The sequence below is a fragment of the Polyangium fumosum genome, assembly GCF_005144585.1.
Classification (GTDB): Bacteria; Myxococcota_A; Polyangia; order Polyangiales; family Polyangiaceae; genus Polyangium; species Polyangium fumosum.
The window spans coordinates 118,329-126,731 of sequence record NZ_SSMQ01000034.1; the positions used below are offsets into that span (position 1 = coordinate 118,329).

Annotated in this window: 8 protein-coding genes; 2 read left to right on the plus strand and 6 right to left on the minus strand. The window is 67.5% G+C overall.

What is annotated here, in order from left to right:
• Positions 1 to 2: 2 nt before the first annotated feature.
• Positions 3 to 542 carry a MerR family transcriptional regulator gene (locus E8A74_RS28835; protein ID WP_232379786.1) on the minus strand — a complete coding sequence of 180 codons (540 nt, stop codon included), beginning with the start codon at positions 540 to 542 and terminating at the stop codon, positions 3 to 5.
• 198 nt (positions 543 to 740) lie between these two features.
• Between E8A74_RS28835 and E8A74_RS28840 the strand changes: the two genes are divergently transcribed.
• Complete coding sequence (locus tag E8A74_RS28840) at positions 741 to 1,682, plus strand: lipoyl protein ligase domain-containing protein (protein WP_136932300.1); 942 nt, start codon at positions 741 to 743, stop codon at positions 1,680 to 1,682.
• A 77-nt stretch (positions 1,683 to 1,759) separates the two neighbouring features.
• Here E8A74_RS28840 and E8A74_RS28845 read toward each other — a convergent pair whose 3' ends face one another.
• The 4 genes from E8A74_RS28845 to dctP form a co-directional block, all read right to left on the minus strand.
• Positions 1,760 to 3,061 (minus strand): choice-of-anchor L domain-containing protein, encoded by a 1,302-nt coding sequence (locus E8A74_RS28845; protein ID WP_136932301.1) that lies wholly within the window; start codon positions 3,059 to 3,061, stop codon positions 1,760 to 1,762.
• Positions 3,062 to 3,237: 176 nt separating this feature from the next.
• Positions 3,238 to 4,563, minus strand: coding sequence for a choice-of-anchor L domain-containing protein (locus E8A74_RS55635; RefSeq protein WP_170229454.1), 1,326 nt, complete (start codon positions 4,561 to 4,563; stop codon positions 3,238 to 3,240).
• A 262-nt stretch (positions 4,564 to 4,825) separates the two neighbouring features.
• Positions 4,826 to 6,082 (minus strand): methionine adenosyltransferase, encoded by a 1,257-nt coding sequence (metK, locus tag E8A74_RS28855; RefSeq protein WP_136932303.1) that lies wholly within the window; start codon positions 6,080 to 6,082, stop codon positions 4,826 to 4,828.
• Positions 6,083 to 6,219: 137 nt separating this feature from the next.
• Entirely contained in the window at positions 6,220 to 7,221 is a 1,002-nt protein-coding gene (gene dctP, locus E8A74_RS28860) for a TRAP transporter substrate-binding protein DctP (protein ID WP_136932304.1), read from the minus strand.
• A gap of 249 nt (positions 7,222 to 7,470) precedes the next feature.
• Between dctP and E8A74_RS28865 the strand changes: the two genes are divergently transcribed.
• Positions 7,471 to 7,866, plus strand: a complete 396-nt coding sequence (locus tag E8A74_RS28865) for a YbjN domain-containing protein (RefSeq protein ID WP_136932305.1) — start codon at positions 7,471 to 7,473, stop codon at positions 7,864 to 7,866.
• Between the two features lie 33 nt (positions 7,867 to 7,899).
• Here the strand turns inward: E8A74_RS28865 and E8A74_RS28870 are convergent, their stop codons facing one another.
• On the minus strand, positions 7,900 to 8,280 hold the full coding sequence (locus E8A74_RS28870; protein ID WP_136932306.1) for a PDZ domain-containing protein: 381 nt from the start codon (positions 8,278 to 8,280) through the stop codon (positions 7,900 to 7,902).
• Between the last annotated feature and the right edge of the window lie 123 nt (positions 8,281 to 8,403).

Genomic DNA, 8,403 nt, shown 5'->3' on the forward strand with positions numbered 1-8,403 from the left:
CGCTAGCGGTCCGCGCCACTTCGGGAGTGCCCGTTTCCGCCGTGAATTCCGGCCACTAGCTCGGGCTCGGCTTGCTTCCGATCATGCACGTTGCAGTCGGTGCAAGCGGCCACGAGCTCGTCGGGAGCACACGTGTCGCACGTGTCGAGGTAATCGATGCTCGCCTCGAGCTCACGCTCGAGCGAGGAGAGCCGCGCGATCTGCGCGCGCGTCTCTTCGAGCTTCTGCTGGTAGATCGACCGGACCTGCGCCATCGCCTCGGGCGCCGAAGGCGCGTTCTCCCAGAACGCGACGATCTCCTGGATCTGCGAGAGGCTGAGGCCGAGATCGTGTAGCTTGCCGATCCACCGGACACGCGTGACCGCCGCCTGATCGTAGAGCCGATACCGGCCCTTCGACCGCGCGTGCGGCCGGAGCAAACCCACCTCCTCGTAGTGGTGGATCGCTCGCACCGTCTTGCCGACGGCCCGCGCGATGTCCCCGACCTGGAGAAGGCGCTCGGCCCCGTGCCCGTCCCGATCCTCGTCGAGATCGGGCGGCACGAGCCCCACGTCGACCCGATGCGCACCCGCCGCACGAACGCCATCCGGGAGAGGAAGGACACCCCTCTCGAGTCCACGCGCTAAAGGTAGGTGGCGAATCGGCCGCATCCAAAACTCCAACCCTCACGCATGCGTGAGGGTTACCTAACGGAAGGTTTAGGCGGCCCTCGGGAGGCTGTCAACCGGAGCAGGACGAAAATGCATGCGATCGAGCTGAGGAAGCGCCCGATCCCCGAGGCGCTCGCGCTCGGCCCCGCGCTCGTCGAGCGAGCCGAGCAGGCCCAGGCGGCGCACCTCGCGCTGAGCCTGGTCGACGGAGCCACGGTGGTGCTCGGCGCGGCGCAACGAGCCGGCCGCGTCGTGGACCTCGCAGCGTGCATGCAGAGGGGCATCCCGATCCTGCGCCGCGCGACGACAGGGACGGCAGCCTGGCTCGGCGGCCGGGGCCTCGTGGTGACGCTCGCGTTACCACACGTCGCAGCGCTCGTCGCGGACGCGACGCCGCGGACGCTGCTGAACCGGAACGTGCGCCCGCTCCTCGGCGCGTTGACCCGCGCAGGGATGCTCGCACATTATTTCGGACGCGAATGGATCACGCTGCGTCGTCGCCCAGCGGCGCTGCTCGGCTTCGACGTCGCCGCGTCGGGCGCCGTCCTCGTGGAGGCGTTCATCGGTCACGACGCGTCGATCGCGTTGCCCGACGAGATCACGACCGAGAGCGAGCGCGCCGTTGATCGGTTCCTCGGCAAGAAGCCCGCATCGCTCGCCGAGCTCGCGACCGACACGCCGCTCGACCTCGATCGGTTCGCGCATGCGCTTCTCGATGCCTTGCGGGCCCGCACCGAGCCCACGATCACGACGCCAGCGATCGGAGCGGACGAGCTCGACACGCGCCCCTTCGCGCCGATCGAGCACGCGCGCGATCCCATCCCCAAACGTTTGCTCCTCAAACCGGCCGTGCGTGTCCCGATCGGCTGGATCGAATCCGCGATCGAGCCCGAAGGCGCGCGGCGCGCATGGCTCGGCGGAGACGTGCTCGCACCGCGCTGGGCGCTCGCGCGCATCGCAACCCAAGGAGATACGGGCATGCCGGAGATCGCGCTCGAAGGCGCGACGATGGCCGATCTGCTCGCCTGCTGAGAATCGATCGTTTGATCCCCCCCCAAAAAAACGCCCCGCGTCGGCAGGGCGTTTTTCCTCGCGGCGAGCTCTTCAGCTCACTTGGGATCTTCGATCGGATCCGTGCCGACGACGACCGTGCCGCCGTTCGCAACCCACTCGAAGCCGTCGACGAGGACCGTCGAGTCCCACGCGGTGTCGCCCGTGTCCCAGATGGCCCAGCGGATCGTCACCTCGTCGCCGCCCTTGATCGGGGCCTGCGTCTGCAACCACGACGTGCCGCCCGCCTCGTCCCACGTGCCGAAGCCCGTGCCCTCCATCTCGCCGGGGCCGGACGGGCAGGTGAACTGCGGATAGAACGAGTCGTACGAGCAGACGTCGAAGTACGCGATGTTGACGCTCACCGGGTTCGTGTTCTTGTCGAAGGAGATGTTGCCGTTGATCGAGCCCTGCGGCTCCGGCGACACGAGCGCGATGAACTGATCGTTGAACTGCGTGCAGACGTACTCCGGGAACTCCATCGAGTAGAACTTGAACTTGAACTTGTAGCCCGTCGCGTTCTTGGGCGACCGGATCTTCACCTCGAGCCCGACGTCGTCGTTGATGTCCGGATCGCCGTCGCAGCCGGGCACGTCCTGCGGGAAGCCGGGCGGCGGGGTGCCAGCGCCGATCTCGCTGCAGCTCAGGCTGCCGCAAGCGCCCGCCTGGTTCGGAAGGCGCGCGTAGCCCGAGGAGAGCGTGAGCATGCGCGTGCCCTTCTGCACGTTCACGTTCGGCCCGAAGCCGCTCTGGATGCCGATGTGCCTCGTGTACGAGGCGGGGTTGCCGTTCGCGCGCACGTATTGCGCGCTGAGCACGCCCCACTTCTTGTCGGCCGGCGTGATGAACTGGCAGAGGTCGAGCGCGCGCGCGCCGTTCTGCGGATCCGTGTCCTGAAGCCCGATGTTGTCGTCGCACGCCGCAGGCGCGACGTTGTCGGTGACGCCGTCGCAGTCCTCGTCCGCAGCCGTCGCCATCGGATCGTTCGGATCCGTAGCAACCTCGATCGAGCCCGGCGAGACGTTGGCGTCGCAGTCGTTGCAGTCGCCCTGCGCCTCGGAGAATCCATCGCCGTCGTTGTCGACGTTCGTATCGTTGCTGCACTGCGCACTGCCGCCGCCGGAGCCGTTGCCGCCCGAGCCGACGAACGTGCCTCCGACACCATCCGAGGAGGTCGAGCCCCCGGTGCCAGGCTGCCCGGAGGAGCCCGAGCCGCCGTTGCCCCCCGAGTCCTCTCCACCGGACCCGCCGTCGTTGTCGAATACGTTGCGACCGCCGGTCGCCCCGCAACCGGCGGAGCCTGCCGCGGCAACGCCCAGAACCGCGGCGAGACCGAACAGAACCAGATGGCTACGCTTCATGATCCTTCTCCATCCCCGCTCGCACGGAGACAAGCCAAGCCGGACGCGAACACAGCGCCGCACACCTCGCGCGCGCGGACTGCAACTCGAAGTGTACCAACGCGTCGACGTTCTTGAATAGAGATCGCGTCCGGAGCGCCACAAGGGGAGAGGACGCTCCGGACACGCGCCGCGGGTCACTTCGGGATGATGACCTCGGTCACCGTCGTGCCGGGCTTACCCGACCAGCGCCAGTTGTCGATCAACGCGGAGGAGTCGACCCTCCCGTCCGAGGAGTCGTACGTGACGAGGCGCAGGCGGATCGGCTTGCCCGGCGTCACGGCCGTCGTCGTACGCAGCCACCCCGTCGAGCCGTGTGTCCAGCCGGCGTTCGCTTCGTCCTTCTCGAACGTGGTCCCGACGAGCTGCTTCGTCTCGAGCGCGCACTTGAACGAGAACCCGCTCGCCACGCACTCCCCCGTGGGCCCCACAGGGTTTCCCGGGCAACCGCACGCCTCGAAGAATTTGTTGTTCACGCTGATCGGCGCGCCGAACATATCGAACGCAATGTTCCCGTCGCTCTGTCCCATCGGGAACGGGACCATGGACGCGATGAAGAAGTCGTTGTACTCGCGGCACAGGAAGTCCGGCCACTCGTAGCTGAAGAACTGGAAGTCGAACGAGACGCTGAGCGCGTTCGACGGGACGTCGATCTCCATCTCCAGGCCCGTCGCGTCGTGCGGCAGGCCCGTGATCACGTTCGGGCACGAGGGGCTCGCCTTCGGGAAGCCGAAGGGCGCGTTGCTCGTGTAGCCCTTGTCGAACGTGCGGTACGTGGCGTCCGCGTCGCCCTTGTCCCGCGCCTTGCCCGACGACAGGAGGAGCATCGAGTTGCCCTCCTGCGGGTTGTTGTTCGTCCCGAGCTTCGGGACGATCCCATGCCCGAGGTGGAAGTTCGCCAGTTGCGCCGCGTTGACCGGCGGCGGAGTCCCGTCCGCGAGCACCCACTTCGCGCTCTTCAAGAACCTGCAGACGCCCATCGCCTTGGCCGCGTCGGCAGGATCCATGCTGGCGAGCACGAGGTCGCTGTCGCAGGCAGGCGGCAGGACGTCGACCGTGCCGTCGCAGTCCTCGTCCGCAGGCTCGGGGAGGTTGCCGTTCTCGTCCATCTCCGCGATGACCTCGACCGCGCTCGGATTGACGAACTTGTCGCAGTCGTTGCAGTCGCCTTCGAGCTCGGTGTAGCCGTCGCCGTCGTTGTCCGCGTCGGGCGCGCCCTCGTCACAAGCCCCGCCGCCCGCGCCGCCCGTGCCGGTCGACGAGGTGCTGGTCGTGATGAGGATGTTGCCATCGCCGCCCTGACCGAAGTTGCCGGCGCCGCCCTGACCGCCGGAGCCGCCGGATCCCCCCTCCCCCCCGGAGTTGCCGCTGCCGCCGCCCGCGGCGCATGCGCCCGCTGCCGTCGCGGCGATGACGCACAACCCGACGAGCCCGAACCATGTGGATGTTCTCGACCGCTTCATGACGACGCCCTCGTGATGCAAAAGGATTCCTCGGGGACTCACGGTCGCCGTCGTCGCCCGATGGCCCGCCGGATCGGCCACGTCGAGCAAGCGGTACCTCGGGGAAAGAAAGACGCGCGTATCGATGGACACGGCGAGCGCAAGCATGCCTAGCGTAGCCGAACGGCCCGCAGGCTGTCACGCGCTCGGGGCGCTTCCAGGGTCCTGGAGGGAGGAGGGGCGGGGGAACGTAGGAGCGCGCGCCACGCGGACGCGCCGCCGCTCAGGCTTCGGGCGAGGTCGAGGAAGCCTTCTTGCGCTTCTTCTGGTCCTTCTTGCTGCTGCCGTTCGCATGCGACGAGCCGTTCGAGGTCGACACACTCGGGCGGAGCAGGTCGTCGGCCATCTTCGCGGCGCGATCCGTCTTCTCCCAGGAGAAGTCGTCCCGGCCGAAATGCCCGTACGCCGCGGTCTTGCGGTAGATCGGCTTGAGCAGGTCGAGCTGATCGATGATCGCCTTCGGCCGCATGTCGAAGCTCTCGAGGATGTACTTCTCGAGCACCTCGTCGGCGACGCGGCCCGTGCCGAAGGTGTTCACGTGCACGCCGACCGGCTGCGCGACGCCGATCGCGTAGGCGATCTGCACCTCGCAACGCGCCGCGAGCTTCGCCGCGACGACGTTCTTCGCGACGTACCGCGCGTAGTAGCAGGCCGAGCGATCGACCTTCGTCGGGTCCTTGCCGCTGAAGGCGCCGCCGCCGTGCCGGCCCATGCCGCCGTACGTGTCGACGATGATCTTGCGGCCCGTGAGGCCCGCGTCGCCGTAGGGGCCGCCGATGACGAACCGGCCCGTGGGGTTGATGAAGAACTTCGTGTTCTTGTCGACGAGCTTCTGCGGGAGGACCTTGTCGATGACGAGCGTGCGCATCGCCTCGACGATCTCCTTGTGCTTGACGTCCGGCCCGTGCTGCGTCGAGAGCACGACCGCGGCGATGCGCGCGGGGACGTCGTTCTCGTACTCGATCGTCACCTGCGTCTTGCCGTCCGGCCGGAGCCAGTTGACCTTCTTCGACTTGCGGACCTCGGCGAGCTTGCGGGCCATGCGGTGCGCGAACGAGATCGGGGCCGGCATGAGCTCGGGGGTCTCGTCCGTTGCGTACCCGAACATCAGGCCCTGGTCCCCTGCACCCTGCTCCTTGAACAGGCCCTCGCCCTCCGTCACGCCGCGCGAGATGTCCGGGCTCTGCTTCTCGATCGCCGTGAGCACCGCGCACGTCTCGTAGTCGAAGCCCATCGACGAGTCCGTGTACCCGATGTCCTTGATCGTGCTGCGGACGACCACGGGCATGTCGACCCACGCGGAGGTCGTGATCTCGCCGGCCACGATCGCCATGCCGGTCTTCACCATCGTCTCGCAAGCGACACGCGCCGTCGGATCCTGCGCGAGGATGCCGTCGAGGATGGCGTCGGAGATCTGGTCGCAAATCTTGTCGGGGTGGCCTTCCGTGACGGACTCGGACGTGAACTGGTAACGGCGCATGGATGCTCCTTGGGACGGACGGGGCGTACGCATACGCCGTGGACGATGCACCGTCAACGCGCGGAATAGGACAAAAGCGAAGCGCCGGGCCCTCCGAAGGCGACCCGGCGCACGCGACACTGTCCCTGGAAAATCTATCAGCCGCCCAGCCCCTCGAGCTTAGCGACGAGGTCGGGCGAGAAGGTGCCCTGCGTGAGACGCGAGCGCACCTGCTTGAAGAGGCCTTGCCACTTGGACTTCTGGTCGGCCGTGAGTTCCACGACCGTCATCTTGCCCTTCAGGCGAGCGAACGCGGCGTCGTCTTCGCTGCGGATGCGCTTCGTGAGCGCCGCGCTGGCGATCTTGCCCGTGTCCTGGAGGATCGCCTGGAGGTCGGCCGGCAGCCCGTCGAGCTTCTTGCTCGACAGAACGAGCGCGCCGACCGCGAAGCCGGACGCATCGGCGACGATGGTGTCGAGCTTCGACGCCCACTGGAGCTGTTCGGCGACGAGCGCGGGCGCGACGAGCGCGTTGACGGCGCCCGTGCCGAGGTTCGGCAGGACCTCGGGGATGCCGAGCGGAACGGGCGTCACGCCGCCGATGACCTGGAAAAACACCGGCATCACCGCGTCGTCGCGCCACACGTAGGGCTTCGTGCCCTTGAAGTCTTCGGGCAATCGCACCGCGACGCCCTTCGTGATGAGGTGCGCCTGGCCGACGTCGCCCCAGCCGAGGATGCGGAAGCCAGCGTCCGCCGCGCCCTTCTCGAACTCGGGCCGCATGGTCTCGCGCGCGGCGTCGAGCTTCGCCCACGAGGAGAAGAGGCCCGGCATCTGCAGCGCGAGGATGGGCTTGTGAACCTTGCCGAGACCAACCGCCGTGACCGCGGCGCCGTCGAGCTGGCCGGACTTCATCTTGCCGACCATCGCGCCTTCGTCGCCCTGCTGGCCGTTGTAATAGAAGCGGAGTTCGAGCCGGCCGCCGCTCTTCTCGGCCACCGCCTTCTCCCAAACACTGAACACTTGCCCCCAGGGGCTCGACTTCGGCGCAAGCGTGCCGATCGTGATCACTTCAGCGGCACTCGCATCCTGCGACGCACCGATCCCCGCGAGGACCGTCAGGGCGCCGAGGAGTTTCACCATCGCTCTTCGCAGCATCATGAGAAGCCTCCGTCTCGGTTCTTCCGACCCTCGTACGCGACGTGTCTCGAGGGTTCCTCCTGGCCTGCGCGTGTTCGTATACCGGAGCTCGTCGCTCTCGAACAGACAGGCTCGCCCCGTACGCACGCACGATGCACCGCAGCATCGAGCATCGCGTTCCAGGAAGAGGGCGGCACGGGACAGTGGACGATGGGGCCACGACGTTATTCACGTTGCCGCATCGCGAAAAACCCTGATGATAGCGACCCGATGACCCTGGATGAGATCCGCGCCGTCCTCGAGGCGCAAGGATGGCCGGTCGAGCGGCTCTCCGAGGCCACGCTGCGCAGCCGCTTCCGTAGCAAGGACCGGATTTTTCCGCTGTTCGTACACCTCGAACCTCTCTTTGTGACGTTCGCGGTGATCCCCTACGCGCGTTTGCCCGAGGACCCCGATTCGGCCGAGGCGCTCATGACGCGCCTGCTCAAGCTCAACCGGGAGATCAACCTCGCCAAGTACTCCGTCGACGATGACGGCGACATCATCCTGAGCGTCGAGTACCGCATCGAGCACCTCGACCCGAGCGAGATCCGCGACGCCGTGGACGTGCTCTCGTTCTACGCGGACAAACATCACGAGGACGTGCACAAGCTCTCGGGGCAGTGACGCGTTCGGGACGAACCCGGGCAGGACGAACCGTCACTCGGTGATCGTCTCGGTGCGCGGACGCTCTTCCTTCTTCGCGTCGAGCAGGGCGCGGCGCTCGACGCGCACGCGGCGCACTTCTTCGCCGCGCACGATGGTGAGGCGCACGGACGAACCGACGTCGCCGCGCAGGAGCGCGCGGATCTCCTTGGCGTCGAGGTCACGCACGTAGCGACCTTCGATCATGACGAGCTCGTCGCCTGGCAAGAGCCCCGCGCGCTCGGCCGCGAGGCCCGGAGACAAGTCACGCACGTAGAGCGCGCCCGTGTCGTTGTCGCGCGAGAGCACGGCGCCGATGGAGCCCTTCGTCTCCGCCGCGCAGGCGAGCCCCACGAACAGGAGCGACACGAGGAGCTGCGCTCGGGCGATGCGCATTGGTAAATCCTACCTTGTTCTGCGCGACCATCCGCGCATGGTTCTGGCAAGACTCCCGTTCAAACCGTGCGTGCGGATTTCCCGCACACGGCTTACCGGTGGTCTCTCGGGCAGCGGCATCAT